The following is a 23,011-nucleotide window of genomic DNA, read 5'->3' as shown; positions in this document are numbered from 1 at the left end:
TGGATGATGACGGCGTTGCATGGCGGACCTTATATTGGACTTATCCGCCCGAGGAGGAGGAAATCTCGGGAGGGGGGGGAAAACCACTCCCGGCTCGTGTGCAAACGCGAGTCATGTAGCAAGTTTTGGTGGTTGATCGGGTAAAGTCAAAGAAAATCCGGCAAATACCGTCAAAACACATAAAACAGCGGGCAATCTACGGGTTGCCCGCAATCATTAGGTAGTCCCAGGCGTTAAACAACACAGGCCAGCAATATGCTGGCCTGTTTGCTCGCATCACGCACCTACCGGCTTTGCTAGGTTGCCACACCGGCAGCACGGTCTGCCTGGCGGGGCAGTGTGAAATAGAAGGTGGCCCCCTGATTGAGCGCGCCCTTGGCCCAAACACGGCCATTGTGGCGATTGACGATGCGCTGCACGATGGCTAGGCCCACGCCATTCCCCTCGAACTCTTGCGGGCTGTGCAAGCGCTGGAAGGCGCCGAATAGCTTGTCTGCATAGGCCATGTCAAAGCCGGCGCCGTTGTCAGAGACATAAAAGGCATTCTGGCCATCGATATGGGTAGCGCCGAACTTGATCTCGCCGTTGAGCGTCTTGGCAGTGAACTTCCAGGCATTGGCCAGCAGGTTCTGTAGAGCTACCCGCACCAGCTTGGGGTCGGCATCGGTAATCAGGTTGGGCATGATATTGATCGACACCTCGCGGCTGGGGTCGGCCAGTTTCAGGTCCTGGGTAATCTCGGTCGCGATCTCCGACAGGTTCACCGGCTGGGTGTTCACCTCGCTGCGTGTCAGCTTGGAGAGGTTGAGCAGGTCATCAATCAGGTTGGACATATTCTGGGTGGCCCGCCGTATCCGGCCCAGGTACTGCCTGCCGGCGTCATCTAGCTTGTCGGCATAGTCCTCCAACAGCACCTGCGAGAAGCCATCCACGCTACGCAACGGCGCCCGCAGGTCATGCGAGACCGAATACGAGAACGCCTCCAGCTCCTTGTTGGCAGCCGCCAGCGCCTTGGTGCGCTGCTCCACCAGCTCCTCCAGGTGGTTGCGGTAGTGGTTGAGCTCGATCTCGGTCGACTTACGCGCCGAGATATCGATCAGGTAGCCCTGCAGGTGGCGCTCGCCGGCTTCATCGGGGATCGCCGTCGCCACCAGCATTACCCACACCGACTTGCCGTCCGAGCCCAGCATGCGGCACTCGAATTCAATGGTGTTGTCCTTGTCCTGGGTCTCGGTAAACAGCTTGTAGGCCAGGTGCCTGTCATCCTGGTGCAGATAGCTGGTGAGAAAGCCCTCGCTGTACCAGATGTGCAGCGGATACCCCAGCAGGGTCTCAGCCTGCGGGCCAATATAGGTAAAGCGCCACTCGGCCGGATTGGCCTCCCACGGCACCACATTGGTCGATTCCACCAAGCGCCGATAGCGATCTTCGCTGGCGCGCAGGGCGTGCTCGATCTGCTTGCGCTGCAGGATGTCGGCTTCCAGCTCCTTGTTCTTGCTTTCCAGCTCGCCAAACAGGCTATGCAGCGATTGCCGGGTAATCTCCAGGCTCTGCCCCAGCTTGCCTATCTCGTCCTGCCGCTTCCATTCAAACGGGGTCGAAAGATCTCGCCGTGCCAGGCGTATGGATTCGGACATCAAGCGCTGCAACGGGTTGAGCACCCGCTTCTGCAGTATGACCAGGATGAACGCCAGGCTGGCAATCAGCTGGATGGCAGCAGTAACGAAGTAATAGCGCTGGTACTGGTGGATGGAGGCCAGCGCCGTACCGTCATCCATCTCCACCGTCACCTTGCCGATATCGTTGCCTTGCTTGGTGACATTCTGCGACAGCGTCTTGAGCTTGCCCTGGCGGCGCTCTGGGCTGTTTTTTTCAAGAAAGGTCCCCAGGGTGGCGTCCTGCACGATGACCCGGACTATGCGCTCGTCACTCATCACCGATTCGAGTAGCGGCTTGCCGGTATCGGGGGACAGGTTCCATAGCGGCTCCTGCATGCCCAGCACCAGAATCTCGGTGATGCGGTTGTGATCCTCGCTCAGTCGCTTGATCAGGGAATCCTCCTGTCTTTGCAGGGTCAGATAGCTGATAAAGATGCCAGGCACCAGCAAGCCAGCCAGGATCGCAAGAACGACGGCTCGGCGTAGCGTTAGTGTCATGTATGAGGTCCCCGATATTCTTGTTGATTCATGCTGCACTTGCGGCCTATAGAGGGGCTGCCGCATATTGAAGCGAGTATGGCATTCATGTTAGCTGTGCCTGGCGATCGGCAACAAGGCCAATCTGGCCGAGCCGACCTGACTGGGCCGATCTAGCCGAACAAGCCACCATTGCCACGCCCTCCGCCCGGAAGACATGGCAAACTTGCCGACATAGTCTGCAAGCGCCGCCGCTACTTAGTTATTATTAGGCCCGCTACAGTGGCGATGCAAACGCCATCGCTTGCCCTGCCTGATATTGGCGCCAAGGAGAAACGGTTGAAAGTCATCATTCTGGGGGCCGGCATCACCGGTGTCAGTTCCGCCTGGTTCTTGCGCGAGGCCGGCTTTGACGTCACGGTCATCGACAGGCAGCCCGAAGCTGCCCTGGAGACCAGCTTTGCCAACGGTGGCCAGATATCGGTATCGCAATCCGAACCATGGGCCAACCCCGACGCCCCCCTGAAGGTGCTCAAATGGCTATGGCGTGATGATTCGCCGCTGCTTTTCCGCCCCCGGCTGGACCCCCGTCAATGGGCCTGGGGCCTGCAGTTCCTGCGCGAATGCCTGCCCAGCCGCAATGAGCGCAACATCATCCAGATGGTCAACCTGGGCCTCTATAGCCGCGAGACACTGCGCGATCTACGCGCCAGCACCGGTATCGAATACGACCAACTGAGCCGCGGCATCCTGCAGATATTCTTTGACCAGCAAACCTACGATGCGGCTGCCGAGTCGTCGGCACTGATGCGCCAATACAACTGCCACCGCGATGCCATCACGGCCGAGCGCGCCGTCGAACTGGAACCGGCCCTGGCCGGGCTGGGCAGCCGGCTGGTGGGTGCCATCTATGCCGAGGAAGACGAATCAGGCGACGCCCGTCTGTTTACCCAGCGCCTGTCGCAACTGGCCGCCGACAAGGGAGTCGAGTTCCGCTTCAACACCTGCATACGGGCACTGGAAAGCAGCGGCGGCGAAGTCAGCGGGGTACGTGTTTGCGATAGCGATGGCCAGCAGGAGACACTGCGTGCCGATTACTACCTGGTCTGCCTGGGCAGCTACAGCCCCCTGCTGACCGCCCCCTTGGGCGTGTACCTGCCGGTGTATCCCACCAAGGGCTATTCGGCCACCGTGTCGCTGGAAGACTACGAGGGCGCCCCCACCGTCAGCATCACCGATGACGCCATGAAGATGGTCTACACCCGCCTGGGCGACCGCATACGCATCGCCGGTACCGCCGAGCTCAATGGCTACAACACAGAACTCAACGAGGTGCGCTGCGAGGCACTGACCAAACGCTACTTCTCGCTGTTCCCCAACTCTGCCGACCCCAACTCGGTACAGTACTGGACAGGCTTGCGCCCTTCCACCCCCTCCAACGTCCCCATCATCGGCCGCTCATCGGTGCGCAATCTTTACCTCAACACCGGCCACGGCACCCTGGGCTGGACAGAAGGCCCCGGCTCGGGCCGAGCCATAGCCGAAATCATGTCCGGCAAACGGCCAGAACTAGACTTCGGCTTTGTTGGCCCACAAGTCTGAGACGCCGCTCGGCGGCAGCCAGACCCAAGCCCGCGCCGACGACCTAGACTGATGAAAAATGCGTGTCTGAGGAGCTGTCGATGAAGTCTGCCTTGCTTGGACTGGTCGTTGCGTTGCTTGCCTGGCCGGTGCAGGCCATGGAGGTATTGCTCAATGCCTACCACCTCAAGCCACCTTACATCGTTGATGCTGATCGCGGCGTCGGCCTGTACTACGATCTGGCCCGCTATCTGAACGAGCGCATCAGCGCCCATCAGTTCAAGACGGTCTACCTGCCACGGCGGCGACTGGAGAGCGACCTTGAGCTGGGCCGACTCAAGGGCCTGGTACTGGGCGTGCATCCCATCTGGTTCAAGGACGAAACCCGCACCCGCTACCTCTGGTCTCCCGCTTTCATGCAGGACGAGGACGTCGTCGTCTCCCGCTCAGACAAGGCCATCCACTATGATGGGCCGGACAGCCTCGTAGGCAAGCGCATCGGGCTACCTACCGGGTATTACTACTACGGGGTCGATGAGCTGGTGCGCTCAGGCCGCATCATCCGCGAGGATGCCTTCAGTGAAGGGGCCAATCTGGGCAAACTGGCCCTGGGCCGCATCGATGCCGCCATCGTCAGCCGGCCCACACTGGAGTATTACCTGCGCCACCAGACAGAATGGACAGGGCGTTTCTTTGTGGCCAGCAAACCGCACGACCGCTTCGAGCGCTATATCCTGATACCCAAGGAATACGCCGAGGTGCTGCCCGATCTCACTGCCGTACTTAGCGCCATGGAGCGTGACCCGGTCTGGCGGGCACAGCAGGATGTGTATCGCTAGCGGCCTAAGAGCCTGTTCAAAGTCTTTTCGCCGCGCGCCGGCCCGCTGGGCTGATCTGGAAAATGGCCAGGCACAAGGCGTGGTGCGCAGGCAATAACCAGTTATTGCCAAGCACCACAACGCAGTGAATGGCCGTTTTCCAGTTCAGCCCTTCGGGCTCCCGTACGGGTTCGCAGCCTTGCCGGCGAATGGCGGCGTTGCAAGCCGCTTACGGTACCGGTACCGGAACCCGTACCGCTGCGCGGCTTGCGCCTTGCCCTTCATCCGGCAAGGTTGCGAACGACGCGGTGAAAAGACTTTGAACAGGCTCTAAGCGCTAACGGGTAGCAACGGCCATGACTGCCAGCACATGGCATGTGCTACCGGTCATGACAAACAGGTGCCAGATAAAATGCCCGAAACGCACATGGGCATCCAAGGCGAAAAACAGCACACCCACCGTATAGGCCACCCCGCCCGAGATCAGCCAGGCAAGGCTAGCGGGCGTCAGATGCGCCGCCAGCGACCAGGCGGCAATCAGCACCAGCCAGCCCATCAGCAAGTACAGGCCGGTGGAATACAGCGGCCGCTTCAGCCAGCCCATGGCCCGCAGCACCAAGCCGCCCAAGGCCAGCAACCAGACACTGCCAAACAGCAGCCAGCCCCACCGCCCTACTCCAGCCCCCAGGGCAAACGGGGTATAGCTGCCAGCTATAAACAAGGGAATGGCGCCGTGATCAAGCTGAAGCAGACGCTCGCGCCAACGACACGCTGACACCGCGTGGTAGGGCATGGAGCTGAGATAGACCAGTACCATGGTGACCGAGAAAATAACGGTGCCTACCACCAGAGCGCCATTGCCTTGTCGCACGCTGGCGACGATCAACATGGGCGCAGCGGCCACCGCGGCGATCAGGCCGATACCATGGCTCAGGCTGTTGGCGATCTCTTCGAGCTGGGTCTGCGCACGTTGCGACATGTTCTAGGCGTGCCCGTTTGCCTTTCGCAAAACAACACCCGCCAAGGTGTAGCAGGGGTCAGCGGCAGGGCGGTAGCGATGGGGAGGGAAGTGAAACCGCTCGTATGATTCTCATCGCGCAGTCTCGCCCCAGATCCTAGCGGGCCTATGTGACCATTTTCTTGCGGCCATGCACTGCAGACATCCTGCAGTGCCAAGTTGAAGACATGCAGCCTGCGCCGACGAAGCACCACAACCGTGTGATACCCGATAGCGCGGCGTCCCGACCAGTAGCAAGGCGAAGGTGCGATGCACCTTCGCCCATGGCACAACCAGCAACACCCTAGTGGCGGTGCTACCCGCCCACAGGGTGCGAACAGCTTGGCCTCAGGCTCCCAGCCAAGCGCGCCGTTCAGCCAGCTTGGCCTTGTCCTCTTCGCTCGCCATCAGGCCCACGGTCGTGGCGGGTGCGCTATCGAGCTTGAGCTTGAACTTGAGCAGCTCGTCGCGGCGGAAAGCCAGTACCTCCAGCTTGTCGCCCGGCTTGGCCGTGGCCAGTACGGCATCCAGATTGGTCTGGTTGGCCTTGAGCCCGTCTATTGCCACCAGCACATCATTGGCCGACAAACCGGCATTCATGGCCGGGCCGTCGGTAAACAGATGGGTCAGCTTCACCAGGCCGGCATCGGTGCCGGTACGCGCCCCCAGCCACACACCGGCTGGCTTGGCCTTGTCCAGCCAGCCCCCCTTGTCGCCAGCGCCCACCTGGGCACGCGCCTGCCATAGCACCCCCACCTGGGCCAGCGCTGCCTCCAGCGGCAATTCCTCGGTGCTGCGCAGCAACAGGTCGAACAGCGGCTTGAGCTTGAGACCCGTCACTTCCTCCGCCACAGCCTCCCAGCCCTCTTCGGGCACACCCACCGGCTTGCCCTGGTAGAAATCGCGGCCATAGCGCTGCCACAGGGCCAGCATCACGTCGTCCAGCGATTGCTTGCCGGCTGTTTCCTTGCGGATATGCAGGTCCAGGCACATGCCTGCCAACGCGCCCTTGGTGTAGTAGCTCACCATGCTGTTGGGGGCATTCTCATCGGGGCGATAGTATTTGATCCAGGTATCGAAGCTGGAATCCTCCAGCGTCTGCACCTGCCGGCCAGGCGAGCGCAACACGCCAGTAATAGTGTGGGACAGCAGCTCGAGATAGCTGTCCACCTCGATCAGGCCAGTACGTACCAATGTCAGGTCGTCGTAATAGCTGGTCAGTCCCTCGAACGCCCACAGCAGGCGGGAATAGGCTTCGCCATCGGCCGGGTAAGGTGCATAGGCCGCCGGCTTGATGCGCTTGACGTTCCAGGTATGGAAATACTCATGGCTGATCAAGCCCAGGTACTGCCGGTAGCTGCTCTTCATACCGGTCTCGCCAGGCTGCGGCAGGCTGTCGCGGCTGCACATCAGCGCCGTGGAAGCACGGTGCTCAAGGCCACCATAGCCGTCGCCCGAAACAAAGCTCATGAACACATAGCGATCAAATGGCGCCGGCTCGCCAAACAGCTTGATCTGGTACTCGCAGATGGCCTTGACGTCACGGGCCAGCCGCTTGGAATCGATCTTGGGCAAACGGCCCGACAGCACGAAGTCATGCGGCACGCCACAGGCCTTGAACTGGATCAGGGTGAAGTCGCCCAGCTCGACCGGGTGATCGATCAGCTCATCGTAATTGGCCGCCGTATAGGTGCCAAAGGCGAAGGGCTTGGCCTTGAGGGGCTTGAGCGAAGTGGCCACCCGCCATTCACGGTAGTCCTTGCCTGCAGGCGCCACCAGTTCCACGACCACGGGCGCATCAAGCTGGCCCTCCACACCCAGGCACAGGCTGGTGCCATTGAAAAAGGCACGGGTCTGGTCCAGGTAGGCGGTACGCACCGACAGGTCAAAGCCATACACGGTGTAGCGTACCGTCAACGGTGCACGGGTGGGGGCTACCTGCCAGCTGCGCTTGTCCAGCTTGGCCATGGGCAAGGCACCGTGTTCATCAAACGCCTCGATACTGACGATATTCTTGGCAAATTCACGCACCAGATAGGAGCCCGGTATCCAGACCGGTAATCCCAGCCGCTGACCAGCAGACTCTGGCTTGTCTATGGTGAGGGTGACTTCAAACAAATGGGCTTCGGGCGAGACGGGTACGATGCGGTAGTGAATAGCGGGCTTCATGGCGGCCTGTTTTTGACTGCGGGGGAAAGGCCGGAAGTTTACGCCCTTGTTCAGCAAAGCAAAATCGGCAGATGACAGCGGTGTGACGATACAACGCTGGCACGCGCTGCAAGTTCAGCTACCCCTATTAATTTGTAAATTTTTTTATTTACTTAATGGTGTGTACGTTGCACACTGAAGCCCTGCCTCCCATATCTCCCTATACCGGCCTCCGCCATGAAGCACACCCTGCTGATCACAGCAGCTTGCCTGCTGGCCCTGCTTTCCACCATAGGCGCAGCCCTGCCCTACCCCATCCTGCCGCCCTTGTTCGCGGCTGGCAGTGTCAATGAGTTCAATCACTTCATGGGGCTGCCGCCCAAGCTGCTGTTCAGCCTGGCCTTGGCCATCAACCCCCTGGGGCTGCTGATCGGCTCTACCTTGCTGGGCCCCCTTTCCGACCGCTATGGGCGTCGCCCCGTATTGATCACCACCGCCCTGGGCGCCGCCTTGGGCCACGCCCTGACAGCAGTGGCACTAGTGCTGCAGTCCTACCCGCTGTTCATGCTGGCACGCTTTGCCACCGGCCTGCTGGAAGGCAATGGCTCCGTCGCCCGCGCCCTGCTGGCCGACAAGCTGGAAGGCGACCTGCGAGTGCGTGCCTTCTCCTGGCTGAACGGTGCCTTCTACCTGGGCTGGCTGGCCGGGCCACTGCTGGCTGCCGCAACCCTGGGCTGGGGCCTGACAGCGCCGTTCTGGGTGGCCGCCATCGCACTGCTGCTCACCACCCTGCTGGTAACGCTGGCCCTGCCGCGTGAATCCGCCAGCAAGGCCACCACCTCGTGGTGGCAGGTGGCTCGCCATCAACATGCACTCAATCTGTTGCGGCACGCCGAGCTACGCACCCTGTTTGCCATACAGCTGGCTTACACCTGCGGTGTCACCGCGTTCTACGAGTTCTATCCGCTCTGGCTGGTGGAGTTCGCCCATTACGACGCCCGTGGCATTGCCTGGGCCACGGCAGCGCTCTGCGGGCTGATGACAGCCACCTCGCTGCTGGCTGGCCGCCCCAGCAGCGCGCCGCCGCTGCAACGTGCCAGCCTCTACGCCTATGGCACAGCCGCCACAGTCGCCTTTGTCGCCCTGGCCGATGTCCGCTTCGGCCTGGCTGCCATTGTGTTGTTTGCCATCCCCAACGCCTATTACAACGCCATCCTGCCCGCCTGGTGCGCCGACCGATTTGGCCACCATGGTCAAGGAGCCGTCATGGGCCTGCTTGCCACCACCTTCTGCCTGGCCAATATACTCATGGCCATGGCCGGCGCTGTGCTGACCTTGATCGACACCCGGCTGATCCTCTTGCTGGGTGCAGCCTCCACCACCTGGGCGGCTTGGCGCATCACCCGCTGGCGGTTAGCATCCTCACCAGAAGCCGCAGCCCAGACCGTGCAGCCATGAATACCGCCGATCAAATCCTCTTCCTGCTCAAGACCCGGGGTCCACAAACCGCCCAGCAACTGGCGGCCTTGCTGGACCTTACCTCCATGGGCGCGCGCCGCCATCTGGAAGGCTGGCAGGAGAAAGGCCTGCTCAGCACCGAAGACCGCGCCGACAAGGTAGGCCGCCCGGCGCGCTACTGGTGCTTGACCGAGGCCGGCCATGCCCGCTTCCCAGACCGCCACGCCGACCTGACGTTACAACTGCTGGAGCAGGTGCGCAGCCTGTTCGGCGAGGCCGGGCTGGAGAAGCTAATCAGCGCCCGCGAAACCAGTAGCGAGGCGCTGTACCGTGCACGGCTGGCCACTAGCCCAGCGCTGGAAGACAAGGTAACCCACCTAGCCCAGGCCCGCGACGAGGAGGGCTATATGGCCGAGGTCCAGCCTGCGGCCGACGGCGCCCTGCTGTTGATAGAAAACCATTGCCCCATCTGTGCCGCTGCACGTGTATGCCAGGGCTTCTGCCGCTCCGAGCTGGAAGTGTTCCAGCGAGTGCTGGGGCCGGATTGCACGGTGGAGCGCGCCGAACATGCTTTGGCGGGCGCCCGCCGCTGCGTCTACCTGATCAAGCCGGTGTGAGTATCCGCCCATGCAAATTGCGCGTTTTATTTCATCCGATGGGCCTTACCTTGAGGCCTTGATCGAAGTAGATGGGCAGGTGCTGTGCGTCATAGGCGCATACGGCGCCTTCACCCTACAGCGCCTGACCGCGCGCCAAGGTTAATCAGCCGCGACAACATGTCGCAGGTCACACCACCTCAAGTTCCCTAGAATCCGGCCGATTCGAACAGGGAGCGCAGCATGCAGTACACCCCACTGGCCGCAGCCTTGCTGGCAGCCGTATCCGCCCAGGCCTTTGCAGATCATCGCGACAAGGAAGCGCCGGTCAAGGAGTTGGGCACCATCACGGTATCCGGCCAGCGGGTCAGCTCCCTGCCACGCCATATCCCCACCACCGTGGAGGGCATCAGCGGCAAGCAGGTGGAGCAAACCATCAACGCTACCGACAGCGAAGATGCGCTCAAATACCTGCCCAGCCTGAATGTGCGCAAGCGCTTTATCGGCGACTACGATCATGCCGTGCTGGCCAGCCGCGCCTCCGGCACGGGCAACAGTGCCCGCTCGCTGGTCTACGCCGATGGCATCCTGCTCTCCAACCTGCTGGGCAATGGCGCTAGCTTTACCCCACGCTGGGGCTTGGTAACGCCCGAGGAGATCGCACGGGTAGATGTACTCTACGGCCCATTCTCCGCCGCCTACTCCGGTAACGCCGTCGGCGCGGTGGTCGATTACCTTACCCACATGCCCAGGCAGTTCGAAGCCCATGTCAAACTGAGTGGATTTCGCCAGGGCTACCAGCAGTACGGCACCGATGATCACTACAGCGGCAACCAGGCCAGCGCCTCGCTGGGTAACCGTAATGGCAATTGGTCCTGGTGGTTCAACGTCAATCAGCTCGACAGCGATGGCCAACCCATCGCCTTCGTCAACAAACTGACCAGCAGCGGCACTGCCATCAGCAATGGGGTGACCGTGACCGGCGCCATAGCCGACAAGAATCCGAAGAACCAGGACTGGTGGATACTGGGTGCAAGCAATCAGGTACACACCTTGCAGCGCCACGCCAAGGCCAAGCTGGCCTATGATTTCACGCCCGGCCTGCGGGCCAGCTACACGCTGGGCTGGTGGCAGAACGATGCCGAGCGCCACTCCGACAGCTATCTGCGCGACCAGCAGGGCAGGTCCGTCTATAGCGGCAATATCATCCTCGGTGGTCGACAATACGGCCTGCAGGCCACTGACTTTGGCACCAGCCGTGGCGCACTTACCCATCTGATGCACGGCCTGTCGCTCAAGCAGCACGGACAAGGACAGTTCGACTGGGAAATCGCCGGTAGCCTCTACGACTACCATCGCGATCAGGTACGCAGCTCCACCACGCCTTTGCCTCTTGCACTGAAGGGTGGCAATGGCCAGCTCACCGACATGGCCGGCACAGGCTGGCGTACGCTGTCGCTCAAAGGCATATGGCGCCCCGGTGGCACGCAGGGCGCGCATCAGATCGATCTAGGCGCCCAAGCCGATACCTATCAACTGCGCACACGGGTCGATGGCACTCGCCATTGGCAACACGGCGGCGCTGAAACAGCCATTTCCGCCTTCAGCGGCAATACGCGCCTGCAAAGCCTGTACCTGCAGGATACCTGGCGCTTTGCCCCAGCCTGGCGCACCACCCTGGGTGGCCGTCTCGAACGCTGGCAGGCCTGGGGCGGCGAAATTGCCAATGCCACCAGCCGGCTCCACTTTGCCGAGCGTAGCGAACAGCATTTCTCGCCCAAGGCCGCGCTTGCCTACCAGGCCAATGCCGATTGGCAGCTCAAGGCCTCGCTGGGCCGTTCGGTGCGCATGCCCACGGTGGCCGAGCTCTACCAGGGCGCAATCTCAGCCGGTGTCATCGTCAACAACGACCCCAAGCTCAAACCCGAACGCGCCTGGACCAGCGAATTGACGGCAGAACGACGGCTGGACGGTGGCAGTCTGCGCAGCACCCTGTTCTTTGAAGACAGCCGCGACGCGCTGTATTCGCAGACCGATGTCACCGTCACACCCAACGTCACCAATATCCAGAATGTGGACGCCATACGCACCACAGGCCTGGAAATGGCCTTGCAATTGCAGGATGTGGGCTTGCACGGCCTGGATATCAGCAGCAGCCTGACCTACGCCCACTCCATCATCACCCGCAATGCACGCTTCCCCGCCAGCGTGGGCCGCTGGCAACCGCGTGTGCCACAATGGCGGGCCAATCTACTGGCCAGCTATCATCTCAGCGCCGCGCTCAGCACCAGCCTGGGTCTGCGCTACAGCGGCAAGCAATACGGTACGCTGGATAACGCCGACCCGAACGGCGACACCTATACCGGCGTCAGCCGCTTTCTGGTGGCCGACATCCGGGCTCGCTACCGTTTCAACAAGCAATGGACCGCTGCCGTGGGTGTAGACAACCTCAACAACACCCGCTACTGGGCCTTCCACCCCTATACCCAGCGCACGGTCTTTGCCGAGCTGCGTTTCGATAACTGAGCGAGTCCCCCTTGCCCACCCATGCCTTGCCCACCCTGCCATCGCTGCAAGCCCGCCGCCGCAGCCTGCTCTGGCGCATCCATTTCTGGGCTGCGCTGATCGCCTCGCCATTTGCCATGCTGGCTGCGCTGACAGGCTTGCTATATGTGTTCACGCCGCAGATCGAATCACAGCTCTACAGCCCCCTGCGGGAGGTACAGGCCAGCGGCAACCGGCAAAGCCTGGACAGCTTGATAGACCGTGCCACCCGGCATGCCCCTTCCGGCATGGTGCTCCATAGCGTACGCCCGCCCTTCTCGCCGACCGACAGCGTCCAGCTGGTGTTCAGCGCCGATCCGAACACCGCTGGCGAACACGCACGGCATGGGCATGTGCCCGCGGCAGCGGTGGATCGGGGCCGGCTCATCATGTTTGTAGACCCTTACACAGCTCAGATACTGGGCAATCTATGGGAGAACGAGCAGTTCAGCGCATGGGCGCAGAGCCTGCACGCCAGCCTACTGCAAGGTGAAGGCTGGCGCTGGTTGATCGAGCTCGCCGCCAGTTGCCTCATGATCATGCTGCTGACCGGCATCTACCTGGCATGGCCAGCGAGCATGTCAGCATTACTGCCGCGCAAAGGATTGCAAGGACGGCGCTGGTGGCGCCAATGGCACGCTTTGCTGGGCCTTGCGCTCAGCCTGATCAGCCTGGTGATACTCACTACCGGGCTCACCTGGAGCAAGTACGCAGGCGAGCAGATACGCAGCCTGCGTGATATGACGGGCCAAGCGCCGCCCAGAGCCCCCAAGCAGCTGCAATCGCAGGCGCCTGACGGTGCGACACCCCTGGGCTGGCAAGCCATATGGGAGCACAGCCGGCAACAGGCACCACAGACCGCCATGCAGCTCACCCCACCCAAGCAGCCTCTTGGTGTTTGGCGCGCCCATAGCGTCAACACGGCTGAGCCGCTCAAGCGCTTTGAACTCCTGTTGGATCGCTATAGCGGCCAGGGCCTGTACTACGCAGGCTGGGAGCAACAAACCGCCTTCAGCAAGGCAACGGCTATCGGCATACCATTTCATCGGGGCGATTTCGGTTGGTGGAACCAGGGCCTGCTGCTGCTGTTTGGCCTGGGCGTCGTATTTTCCCTGGTCTCCGGCTGGGTAATGTACTTCCAGCGTCGCCGTCACGGCGCCAGCATACTGCCCAGGCTGCTGCCCGGCAGTTGGCGTGCCTTGCCGATAACAGCCTGGCCCTTGCTACCCATCCTGTTGCTGGGCATGCCCGTACTGGCAGCTTCATCCTGTGTCATTGCGCTGCTGGAGGGCTGGCTGCATTACCGTGAGCGCGCTGCTATCCGTCAATAACTGCCCTTAAACCTGCACGGACGACACCTGCTTCATGCAGCGCAGCACAAACATCGAGCGGCTATGGCGTATGCCTGAGATGCGGTACAGCTTCTCGCGCAGAAAGCGCTCATAGCCTGCCGTGCCGTCGACCGCCACCTTGACCAGGTAGTCGTATTCACCCGAGACCAGATAGGCCTCCAACACTTCGGGCAGCAGCGCCAGTTCCTCGCCAAAGCGGGCCAGCGCATCATCCTCGTGCCTGTCCAGCGTCACTTCCAGTAGTACCGTATCGGCCAAACCCATCTTCTGCTGGTCTATCAAGGCCACATAGCCCTGGATATAGCCCTCGTTTTCCAGTTGCCTGGTACGGTTCCAGCACGCCGTGGTAGACAGGCCTACCTGTTCCGCCAGCTCGGCATTGCTGAGCCTGGCATTGCGCTGTAGCGCACGCAGTATCTTGCGGTCCTGGGTGTCCAGAGACCGGTGTTTGGCAGTCGTCATCTGAATAAAGATTATCGTTCTAAATTTACGAAAATTTCAGGAATATTCATCAGAATAATACGGGCAATCGCACAAAGATAGAAAGCCTATTCACCTCCGGCCTAGGTATATTTTCCCTCACGCTTTCGTGCCTGGGCGGAGATGTTGGCCACAAGCCAGGCAGAATAACCGAGCCACCACAACACGGTGGACGGTACGCAATGCCGCGCTCCACAGGGTGCGGACAGGGGGCAAGCGGGGTGCGATTGGCACCTTCAATGCGTCCACCTGGCACGAGGCGAACCCTGTAACAGCCGGCTCTACGCCGGTATCGTTGAATAGCCGAACGGTAGCGCGTTGCCGAGGGTGCTTCAAACAGGTAGGAGCCTGCGGGTTCAGGCTGCACTGCCGTCCAGCGCCAAGCTTGCCCTGGCGCACACCCACTCCGCCACCCTAGAGGTGAAACTCCAGCAGTAGTTGCGGCACCTTGGCCTCCGTACCATTCCCCGGCCGGTTGCCGAACTTGTTGCGCCAGTACTGGTAGCCCACGCCCGCCCAGAGCTGGTTCTTCTTGTCGTAGAACTTGCTGACATCCGCCAGCAGCGCAGACTCCAGCAATGTTTCCGGCTCGGTCTGCACGCCAAAGCCATCCTTGCCCTTCTCGTCGATATAGTTGGCAAAGCCCTTGAACTTGAGCGGTACCGAGGTGCTGATGGGAAAACTCCAGGCCGTGCTGACCCCCCAGGTGGCATCGAAATTCACCTTGCGCCCCACAATCCCATTGTTATTGCGCTCCTTCATGAAGAGCAGCGACACATCCCAAAAGCCTGGCACATCGAAACGCAGCTTGGGGCCGGTCACAAACAGCTTCTTGCGTGGCGCAAATCGGGTGTCCTTGGTATTGAGGTCTATCCCTGTCATCCAGCCTACATCGCGCACCGGCCCAAACTTCACCGGTTTCCCGCGTATGGCCGAAAAACTCAAGGTATTGCGATAGACCAGATACGCTTCGCGGGCGCCGCCACCATTGCGGGCGGGATCGTCAGCGTCGGAGAACAGCAGGTCCAGGTTCACGAAATTATCGCCATAGGCAAAGCCACCCACATACTGCAGCTGCACGATGCGCTTGCTTATATCCTTGGTATTGCCGGGCTCGGCATAATCGGTGCCGTAGCGCATGCCTATAAAGGGGTCGGACCAATTGGCCGCCGCCACCGTCCCACAAACCAGGGCCAGCCAGCCCAACCTTGCCGCGCTGCTCAGAGTGATGTGTCGCATGGCCTGCTCCTGTATCTAGGCTTGAATACCCACTATAGGTGAAGCTGGAAAAGCTACCGCACGGCAGCACTGCCCTCCCCTTCATGCCCAGAATGGATACGTCCTCTATAGCCAGGACACCTCATTGCCGCGAACGTCAGCTTTCCAGCACAGCCCACCCCGGCTACACTCGACAGTTCCTTCTGCACCGCAACATTTTTTCGGCCGCCCATGGAACATCTCGATCTCGCCCCCAGCACTGCCACCGCCGGTACGGTACGCCTGCCAGGCTCCAAGAGCATTTCCAACCGCACTCTCTTGCTGGCTGCGCTCAGCGAGGGCAGCACCGAGGTACGCGGCCTGCTCGACTCGGACGATACCCGCCGCATGCTGGAGGCACTGACCAGCCTGGGCGTGCACTGGACGCAAACTGGCGAGCGCGCCTATCGGGTGGAAGGTGTGGGGGGCAAGTTTCCCCAGGCCCAGGCGGATCTGTTTCTGGGCAACGCCGGCACCGCCTTCCGTCCGCTGACTGCCGCGCTGGCGCTGATGCAGGGCCATTACCAGCTGAGCGGCGTGCCGCGCATGCACGAGCGCCCCATAGGCGATCTGGTAGACGCCCTGCGCGAGCTGGGTGCACAGATCGACTACCTGGGTACAGAAGGCTACCCGCCGCTGGCCATCAAGCCCTGGCAGAATCAACACAACGAGCGCCCTGGCCTGCGCACCCGCGTGCGCGGAGATGTGTCCAGCCAGTTCCTCACTGCCCTGCTGATGGCCCTGCCATTGAGCGGCGAAGATGCCTTGATCGAAGTCACCGGCGAGCTGATCTCCAAGCCCTATATCGAGATCACCCTCAATCTGATGCGCCGCTTTGGCCTGCATGTGGAGCGTCGTGGCTGGAGCGAATTCCACCTGCCGGCCGGGCAGTCCTATCACTCGCCCGGCTTGATCCATGTCGAGGGCGATGCCAGCTCGGCGTCCTACTTCCTGGCTGCCGGCGCCCTGGGTGGTGGCCCGGTTCGGGTGGAAGGCGTGGGGGCCGACTCCATCCAGGGTGATGTCAAGTTTGCCGATACCCTGGCGCAGATGGGCGCACTGATTGCGCTGGGCGAGGACTGGATAGAATCAAGTGGCCCCGTCGCCGCCCGCGGCGGCAAGCTGCGCGCCATCGATGCCGATCTCAACCATATCCCCGATGCAGCCATGACCATTGCCGTGCTGGCGCTGTTTGCCGATGGCACCACCACCATACGCAATGTCGCCAGTTGGCGCGTGAAGGAAACCGACCGGCTCAGCGCCATGGCAACCGAGCTGCGCAAGGTGGGCGCCACCGTGGAAGAAGGCGCTGATTACCTGCGCATCACCCCCCCGGCCATGCTCACACCCCATGCCGTCATTGATACCTACGACGACCACCGCATGGCCATGTGCTTCTCACTGGTGGCCGTGGGTGGCACCCCCATACGCATCAACGACCCGCGCTGCGTGGGCAAGACCTTCCCCGAATACTTCGACGTGCTCGCTACCGTATCCCGATGATTTGGTCGGCCTACTGCCAGCCGGTACAATAGCGCCAAATGCAGGCTGCCTATCCTCTCTCCTCCGGGAGAGGGCTGGGTGAGGGGATGCCGCCTGCGACCCAGACTGTTTCCCTATTTTCCCATGTCGCGCCGCCTGCCCTCTCCCGGCAGGCTTGGTCGCCGGCCTGGATGGCACAACGATATGTCTTTGCTTCCCCTACTGAATCAACGCTTTGCCGCCGCCCTTGCGGCAGTCGGCGCGCCCGATGCCCAGCCGCTGGTGCAATTGGCTGGCCGCCCCGAGTTTGGCGACTACCAGATGAATGGCGTGATGGGCGCTGCCAAGGCACTCAAGCTCAATCCACGGGAGCTGGCCCAGAAGGTCATAGACAGCGTGGATCTGGCCGGCATCGCCGCCAGCCTCGAGATAGCCGGGCCTGGCTTCATCAATATCAAGCTCGATGACGGCTTCTTGGCCCAACGTGTCGAAACCGCCCTGGCCGACCCCAAGCTGGGCGTCGATACCCTGCCTCGCCAACGGGTCATGGTCGAGTACTCCTCGGTCAACCTGGCCAAAGAGATGCATATTGGCCACCTGCGCGGCGGCATCATCGGCGACGCACTTGCCCGCATCAACGGCTTCGTCGGCCAGGATGTGATACGGCAGAACCATGTAGGCGACTGGGGCACCCAGTTCGGCATGCTGGTGGCCTTCATGGTGGAATCGCGCAAGGCGGGCGAGGCAGAGTACGCACTCAAGGATCTCGATACCTTCTACAAGGCATCCAAGAAACGCTTTGACGAAGACCCCGCCTTTGCTGACCTGGCGCGTGACTATGTGGTCAAGCTGCAAGGCGGCGATGCCGAGGTGCTGGCACTGTGGCGGCAGTTCGTGGAGCTATCGCTGGCGCACTGCAACGATATCTACCAAAAGCTGGGCCTGCTGCTCAATGATAGCGATGTTCGTGGTGAGAGCTTCTACAACGACGACCTGCCGGTGCTGGTGGACGAGCTGCGTCAGCAGGGCCTGCTGACCGAAGACCAGGGTGCCCAGGTGGTATTCCTGGAAGAGTTCAAGAACAAGGAAGGCGATCCGGCTGCCTATATCGTGCAGAAGCAAGGTGGCGGCTACCTTTACGCCACCACCGATCTGGGCGCCATCCGTTTCCGTGCCCGCGAGCTCAAGCTCGATCGCTGCCTCTATGTGGTGGACGCACGCCAAGGCCTGCATTTCCAGCAGTTGTTCACCGTTGCGCGCAAGGCCGGTTTTGCACCCGCCAGCCTGCAACTCGAGCACGTGGCACATGGCACCATCATGGGCGCCGACGGCAAGCCACTGAAAACCCGCTCAGGCGAGAACATCAAGCTGGTAGACCTGCTGGACGAAGCGATTGAGCGCGCCTACCAACTGGTCAGCGCCAAGAATCCCGAGCTTGAAGAGGCAACCCGCCGCGATATCGCCAAAGCAGTTGGCATTGGTGCGCTCAAGTATGCAGATCTGTCGAAGAACCGTACCACCGACTACATCTTCGACTGGGACACCATGCTGTCCTTCGAGGGCAATACAGCTCCTTACCTGCAGTATGCCTATACCCGCGTCCGCAGCATCTTCCGCAAGGTAGGAGAATGGGACAGCAAGGCCACCGTTGCATTGACTGAGCCTGCCGAGCACGCTCTCGCCCTGGAACTATCACGCTTCGCCGATGTGGTGCATCTGGTTGCGCGCGACAGCCAGCCACATTTCCTCTGCGCCTACCTGTACAACGTGGCCACCGCCTTCTCGCGCTTCTATGAGGCCTGCCCGGTGATACAGGATGGCCAGACCAATGCCTCCCGCCTCAAGGTCTGCGATCTGACCGCCAAGGTGCTGGCACAAGGCTTGGGCCTGCTGGGCATTGCCGTGCTGGAAGCCATGTAAGGCGTACCGGGCCGTACCCGATTGCGGACAACCCTCGCGCAACAAAAAAACCGCCAGCTATGGCGGTTTTTTTGCGGCTTGCTGCATTCGTGCAAGATGCCTATCGTGATGCCAGCCAACTCCGTATCCAGGCGAGCGACGCCGTATTGAGGCATAAGCAAGCCGCCCCGCAGGCACCATCAGGCAGTAGGCGCGCTCTGCAGGGTTGCCGGCTGTTCGCTGGTGTCGGTCAGTATCTGTATGGTCACCCGCCGGTTGCGCGAGCGCCCGGCAGCGTTCTCATTGGGTTCCACCGGGCGGTTCTCGCCAAAACCCAGAGCCACCAAGCGCGATGCGGCGACGCCACTGGCCTCGAACAGGCGCACAACCGTACCGGCGCGTGCTGCAGACAGCTCCCAGTTGGAGGGAAACTGCGGCGAGGCAATGGGGACGTTATCGGTATGGCCTTCGATCTGGATCAGGTTCTTGCCCTGGGCCAGCTTCTGCGCAATGGTCCGTAGCGAGCCACTGGCCGTGGTCTCCAGCGTGGCCGAGCCCACTGGAAACAGCAGGTTGGCGTTCACATCAATGGCCACCCCGCGCTTGTTCTCGCTGATGCGTATCTGGCCATCATCAATCATGGGGGCCAGCGCCTCCTTCAGCTCAGACTGTATTTCCTTCATGGCCGCCGCCTTCTCGGCCTGTTCCTGCAGCAGCTTCTGCGCCTCGCGCCGCTCCTTGAATGGCAGGGCGATCACATTCTGGTTATTGCCATTGGGGTCGCTTTTCAGCAGCGCATTGCTGGAGGTATCGGGCTTGCTGAAGGCCACGGTCAGCGAATCGGACAAGACCTTGTACTTGCCCTCGTTGACCTGCGAGATGGCGTACATCACCACAAAGAAGGCAAACAACAGGGTAATGAAGTCGGCGTACGACACCAGCCAGCGCTCGTGGTTGTCGTGGTCCTCGTGCTTACGCTTGCGCGCCATTGTTTTCATCCCTGGAGACAGCAACGGCCCGGACTGCCGGGCCGTGCCTTGAACCGATCAACCGTACACCGGATAGATATCGGTCAGTCTTACTTTAGCTTGAGTTCCATAAAGCTGCCCAACTGGGCGCCGGCAGAAGCGCCGATGGAACGGGCAAAGCGTTGCGCCCAATCCTCGCGCGGGGTGAAGTCGACGATCTCCTCGGCTTTGACCACGTCACGCGCCACGCTTTCGGCATTGCCGTAGCCATCGGCCAGGCCCAGGGCCACGCTCTTCTCGCCGCTCCACACCAGGCCGGAGAACATGTCAGGCGTCTCTTTCAGGCGCTTGCCACGACCGGTACGCACCACGTCGATGAACTGCTGGTGGATTTCACCCAGCATCTGCTTGGCGTACTCGGTTTGCGTAGCCGATTGCGGCGAGAACGGATCCAGGAAGCCCTTGTTATCGCCCGCCGTCAGCAGCCGGCGCTCCACGCCCAGCTTCTCCATGGCACCGGTAAAGCCAAAGCCATCCATCAGCACGCCGATCGAGCCCACCAGGCTGGCCTTGTCGACATAGATCTTGTCGCCGGCCACCGCCACATAGTAACCACCCGAGGCGCAGATATCGTCCACCACCACATACAGCGGTGTATTGGGGTGCAGCTTGCGCTGGCGCTTGATTTCATCGTTGATCTGGCCTGCCTGCACCGGGCTGCCGCCGGGGCTATTGATACGCAGTATCACGCCCTTGGTATTCTTGTCCTTGAAGGCATTGCGCAAACCTTCGTTGATGGTGTCAGCATTGGCGCCCTCGCCCGCTGCGATCACGCCGGTCAGGTCAACCAGTGCGGTATGCGGGCCGGTAGTGGTGCCTTCAGGGGCTTCGCCATGACGCCAAGTCACGATGATGGCCAGCACCAGGAACAGCCAGGCAAAGCCGGCAAACTTGAAGAAGATGCTCCAGTTACGGCTCTTGCGCTGTTCCTTCAGCGTCGTCATGACCAGACGCTCCAGCACCTGACGTTCCCAGTTCGGGTTTTCTTGCTCGCTCATAGTTTCCTCTATTACCTATCACACCAGACAGCGCTTGCCATCCGGCCATTCAATCATCATGGGACGGTGGCTCAGCGCCAGCCATCCTGTTCAGGTCGGGCATCCGGCAAAAAGAACACCTCGCCGCCTTCCTCCACCAGCACCAGCTTGGTCAGCCGCGCACCCTTGCACGGCCCTCCCAGGCATAGCCCGGTATCGGGCCTATAGTATGCGCCGTGGGTAGCGCAGATCAAATACGAACGGCTCAGGTCAAAGAAGTCGCCTTCATTGAAATCCAGCTCTACCGGTATGTGGGCGCAGGCGTTCAGGTAGCCCTGTACCTTGCCATGCCAGCGCACCACAAAGCCCGGTGCCGGCACGCCAGCCCACTCAGCCTGAAAGCGCTTGCCCAAGCCGCTGTCGGGCAGTTCTTCGCTGGCGCAGATACGCCACTTGCGCCCAGCGTAATCAGCCATGCTCACGCAACCACCCATCCAGTTCAGCGAAGGTGTCAAACAAGCCCAGCGGCTGCATCGCGGCCAGATCGGCCTTGGGGTGCGCGCCATAGGCCACACCCAGTGCAGGTGTGCCCGCATTCAGCGCCATCTGCAGGTCATGCGTGGTGTCACCTATCATCACGCTGCGCTGGGGCGCGACACCCAACAGTTCGGTAATCTCCTCCAGCATCTGCGGGTGCGGCTTGGAATGGCACTCGTCAGCACAACGGGTGGTCTCGAAAAATGCCCCCATACCCGTCTGCTCCAGCACCCGATCCAGGCCACGGCGCGATTTACCGGTGGCCACGGCCATCTGGTAACCCGCCAAGCGGTAGTGCGCCAGCGCCTCGGCCACGCCATCGAACAAGGCAATCTCGCCGTCGCGGGCCAGGTAGTGGGTCTTGTAAGCATCCACGATCTGTGCCACCTGGGTGGCCGTGGCCTCGGGGGCCAAAAAGCGCATGGCTTCATTCAGGCCATAGCCTATCACGTAGCTGGCCTGCTGCCGGCTGGGTACGGCCAGGCCGACGTCGGCAAACGCCAGCTGGATGGAACGGGTAATCAGGGCAGTGGAATCGGCCAGGGTGCCGTCCCAATCGAATATCAATAGATCAAAGCGGTCGGCCATCAAAGCGATTCCAGGCTGTTCATATAGGTTTGCAGTTCCAAGGGCAGTGGCGCCTCCAGCTTGAGCGGCTCGCCGCTGATGGGGTGGTTCAGCGTCAACCGCCAGGCATGCAGGAACATGCGCTTGAGCCCTTGCCGTGGCAGCGCCTTGTTCAGCGCAAAATCGCCGTACTTGTCATCGCCCAGGATAGGAAAGCCCGATTGCGCACAGTGCACCCGTATCTGATGGGTACGGCCGGTCTTCAGTTCGCACTCCAGCAAGGTGGCGTCGGCAAAGGCAGCCTTGCGGTTGAATACCGTGTGGGAGTCCTGGCCGTCCGGGGTCACGCTCACCCGGCGCTCGCCGTCTGCCGTGACATATTTCTGCAGCTTGAAACGCACATGCCGCCGTGCGTCGGGGAACACCCCCTTCACCAGCGCCAGATAGCGTTTGTCCATGCCCCGGTCATTACGCAACATCTCGTGCATGGCCACCAGCGCCGCCCGCTTCTTGGCCACCAGCAATATGCCGGAGGTTTCGCGGTCCAACCGGTGCACCAGCTCCAGGAACTTGGCTTGGGGCCGCAGTGCACGCAATTGTTCTATCACCCCAAAGCTCACGCCACTGCCGCCGTGCACCGCCACGCCGGCCGGCTTGTCTATCACCAGCAGCGCCTCGTCCTCATACAGTATGGGCAGTGCCGGCCCGCGTGCTGCGGCTGCCTGGCTGGGCTTGGCATTGGGCTCCGCCAGGCGGATGGGCGGTATGCGTATCTGGTCGCCTTCCACCGTGCGATAGGTGACGTCGGCCCGGCCCTTGTTCACCCGCACCTCTCCCGAGCGCACGATCCGGTAGATCAGCGACTTCGGCGCACCCTTGAGGTGCTTCATCAAATAGTTATCCAAACGTTGGCCGGCTTCTTCGCTGCCGACCACGAGGTACGAAACTTTGCTAGGGGTGTCCATCTGACATATACTCTGGCGGTCTTGCCATCCGCTTAGGCCGGCCTTGCCGGAACCACCGGCGGCAGACCGTCTGTTCTACCGCACCGGGCCAAAATGGCCGCTGCGGTCTTCAAAGGAACGGATTATCTCACGCGCGACCGGCTCGCGCGGCCTTTCCCGCTCTTTCCCCTACGTCTTTTTCTCTCTTGCC

General features: G+C 61.4%; 18 protein-coding genes. 8 read left to right on the top strand and 10 right to left on the bottom strand.

What is annotated here, in order from left to right:
* Positions 1–296 precede the first annotated feature (296 nt).
* Positions 297–2,156: an ATP-binding protein gene (locus tag V7714_RS00500; protein WP_335387278.1), complete on the bottom strand. Its 1,860-nt coding sequence runs from the start codon at positions 2,154–2,156 to the stop codon at positions 297–299.
* Positions 2,157–2,474: 318 nt separating this feature from the next.
* Between V7714_RS00500 and V7714_RS00495 the strand changes: the two genes are divergently transcribed.
* Positions 2,475–3,737 (top strand): D-amino acid dehydrogenase, encoded by a 1,263-nt coding sequence (locus V7714_RS00495; protein ID WP_335387277.1) that lies wholly within the window; start codon positions 2,475–2,477, stop codon positions 3,735–3,737.
* Between the two features lie 80 nt (positions 3,738–3,817).
* Entirely contained in the window at positions 3,818–4,555 is a 738-nt protein-coding gene (locus tag V7714_RS00490; protein WP_335387276.1) for a substrate-binding periplasmic protein, read from the top strand.
* 316 nt (positions 4,556–4,871) lie between these two features.
* Here the strand turns inward: V7714_RS00490 and trhA are convergent, their stop codons facing one another.
* Positions 4,872–5,513: a PAQR family membrane homeostasis protein TrhA gene (trhA, locus tag V7714_RS00485; RefSeq protein ID WP_335387275.1), complete on the bottom strand. Its 642-nt coding sequence runs from the start codon at positions 5,511–5,513 to the stop codon at positions 4,872–4,874.
* A 366-nt stretch (positions 5,514–5,879) separates the two neighbouring features.
* Positions 5,880–7,700: a M61 family metallopeptidase gene (locus tag V7714_RS00480; protein WP_335387274.1), complete on the bottom strand. Its 1,821-nt coding sequence runs from the start codon at positions 7,698–7,700 to the stop codon at positions 5,880–5,882.
* A gap of 216 nt (positions 7,701–7,916) precedes the next feature.
* On the opposite strand from V7714_RS00480, the gene V7714_RS00475 reads away from it, so the two are divergent.
* From V7714_RS00475 to V7714_RS00460, 4 genes are all read left to right on the top strand, one after another.
* Entirely contained in the window at positions 7,917–9,137 is a 1,221-nt protein-coding gene (locus V7714_RS00475) for an MFS transporter (protein ID WP_335387273.1), read from the top strand.
* Positions 9,134–9,754: a helix-turn-helix transcriptional regulator gene (locus V7714_RS00470; protein WP_335387272.1), complete on the top strand. Its 621-nt coding sequence runs from the start codon at positions 9,134–9,136 to the stop codon at positions 9,752–9,754. Before V7714_RS00475 ends, V7714_RS00470 begins: the two co-directional genes overlap by 4 nt.
* Before the next feature lie 222 nt (positions 9,755–9,976).
* A complete protein-coding gene (locus V7714_RS00465) occupies positions 9,977–12,259 on the top strand; it encodes a TonB-dependent receptor (protein ID WP_335387271.1) in 2,283 nt (760 codons plus the stop codon).
* A gap of 11 nt (positions 12,260–12,270) precedes the next feature.
* On the top strand, positions 12,271–13,608 hold the full coding sequence (locus V7714_RS00460) for a PepSY-associated TM helix domain-containing protein (RefSeq protein WP_335387270.1): 1,338 nt from the start codon (positions 12,271–12,273) through the stop codon (positions 13,606–13,608).
* Positions 13,609–13,614: 6 nt separating this feature from the next.
* Here the strand turns inward: V7714_RS00460 and V7714_RS00455 are convergent, their stop codons facing one another.
* Positions 13,615–14,091 (bottom strand): Lrp/AsnC family transcriptional regulator, encoded by a 477-nt coding sequence (locus V7714_RS00455; RefSeq protein WP_335387269.1) that lies wholly within the window; start codon positions 14,089–14,091, stop codon positions 13,615–13,617.
* A gap of 432 nt (positions 14,092–14,523) precedes the next feature.
* Positions 14,524–15,348, bottom strand: a complete 825-nt coding sequence (locus V7714_RS00450) for a hypothetical protein (protein ID WP_335387268.1) — start codon at positions 15,346–15,348, stop codon at positions 14,524–14,526.
* A 210-nt stretch (positions 15,349–15,558) separates the two neighbouring features.
* Here V7714_RS00450 and aroA point away from each other — a divergent pair, with 210 nt between their 5' ends.
* Both aroA and argS read left to right on the top strand, forming a co-directional pair.
* Positions 15,559–16,869: a 3-phosphoshikimate 1-carboxyvinyltransferase gene (gene aroA, locus V7714_RS00445; RefSeq protein WP_335387267.1), complete on the top strand. Its 1,311-nt coding sequence runs from the start codon at positions 15,559–15,561 to the stop codon at positions 16,867–16,869.
* 183 nt (positions 16,870–17,052) lie between these two features.
* Positions 17,053–18,768 carry an arginine--tRNA ligase gene (gene argS, locus V7714_RS00440; protein ID WP_335387266.1) on the top strand — a complete coding sequence of 572 codons (1,716 nt, stop codon included), beginning with the start codon at positions 17,053–17,055 and terminating at the stop codon, positions 18,766–18,768.
* A 179-nt stretch (positions 18,769–18,947) separates the two neighbouring features.
* Here the strand turns inward: argS and motD are convergent, their stop codons facing one another.
* The 5 genes from motD to V7714_RS00415 form a co-directional block, all read right to left on the bottom strand.
* The gene (motD, locus tag V7714_RS00435) at positions 18,948–19,736 is read right to left on the bottom strand and encodes a flagellar motor protein MotD (protein ID WP_284196825.1); all 789 of its coding nucleotides are present in this window, start codon (positions 19,734–19,736) and stop codon (positions 18,948–18,950) included.
* A gap of 89 nt (positions 19,737–19,825) precedes the next feature.
* Entirely contained in the window at positions 19,826–20,773 is a 948-nt protein-coding gene (locus tag V7714_RS00430; protein ID WP_284196826.1) for a S49 family peptidase, read from the bottom strand.
* A gap of 71 nt (positions 20,774–20,844) precedes the next feature.
* Positions 20,845–21,228, bottom strand: coding sequence for a Rieske (2Fe-2S) protein (locus V7714_RS00425; RefSeq protein WP_290332415.1), 384 nt, complete (start codon positions 21,226–21,228; stop codon positions 20,845–20,847).
* Positions 21,221–21,877 (bottom strand): HAD-IA family hydrolase, encoded by a 657-nt coding sequence (locus tag V7714_RS00420; protein ID WP_335387265.1) that lies wholly within the window; start codon positions 21,875–21,877, stop codon positions 21,221–21,223. Before V7714_RS00420 ends, V7714_RS00425 begins: the two co-directional genes overlap by 8 nt.
* On the bottom strand, positions 21,877–22,821 hold the full coding sequence (locus V7714_RS00415; RefSeq protein WP_335387263.1) for an RluA family pseudouridine synthase: 945 nt from the start codon (positions 22,819–22,821) through the stop codon (positions 21,877–21,879). Before V7714_RS00415 ends, V7714_RS00420 begins: the two co-directional genes overlap by 1 nt.
* Positions 22,822–23,011 lie beyond the last annotated feature (190 nt).

This window comes from Chitinimonas sp. JJ19 (assembly GCF_036961565.1).
Taxonomy (GTDB): domain Bacteria; phylum Pseudomonadota; class Gammaproteobacteria; order Burkholderiales; family Chitinimonadaceae; genus Chitinimonas.
The sequence above is the reverse complement of the archived record's forward strand: the minus strand, read 5'-3'. Positions and strand labels throughout refer to the sequence as shown.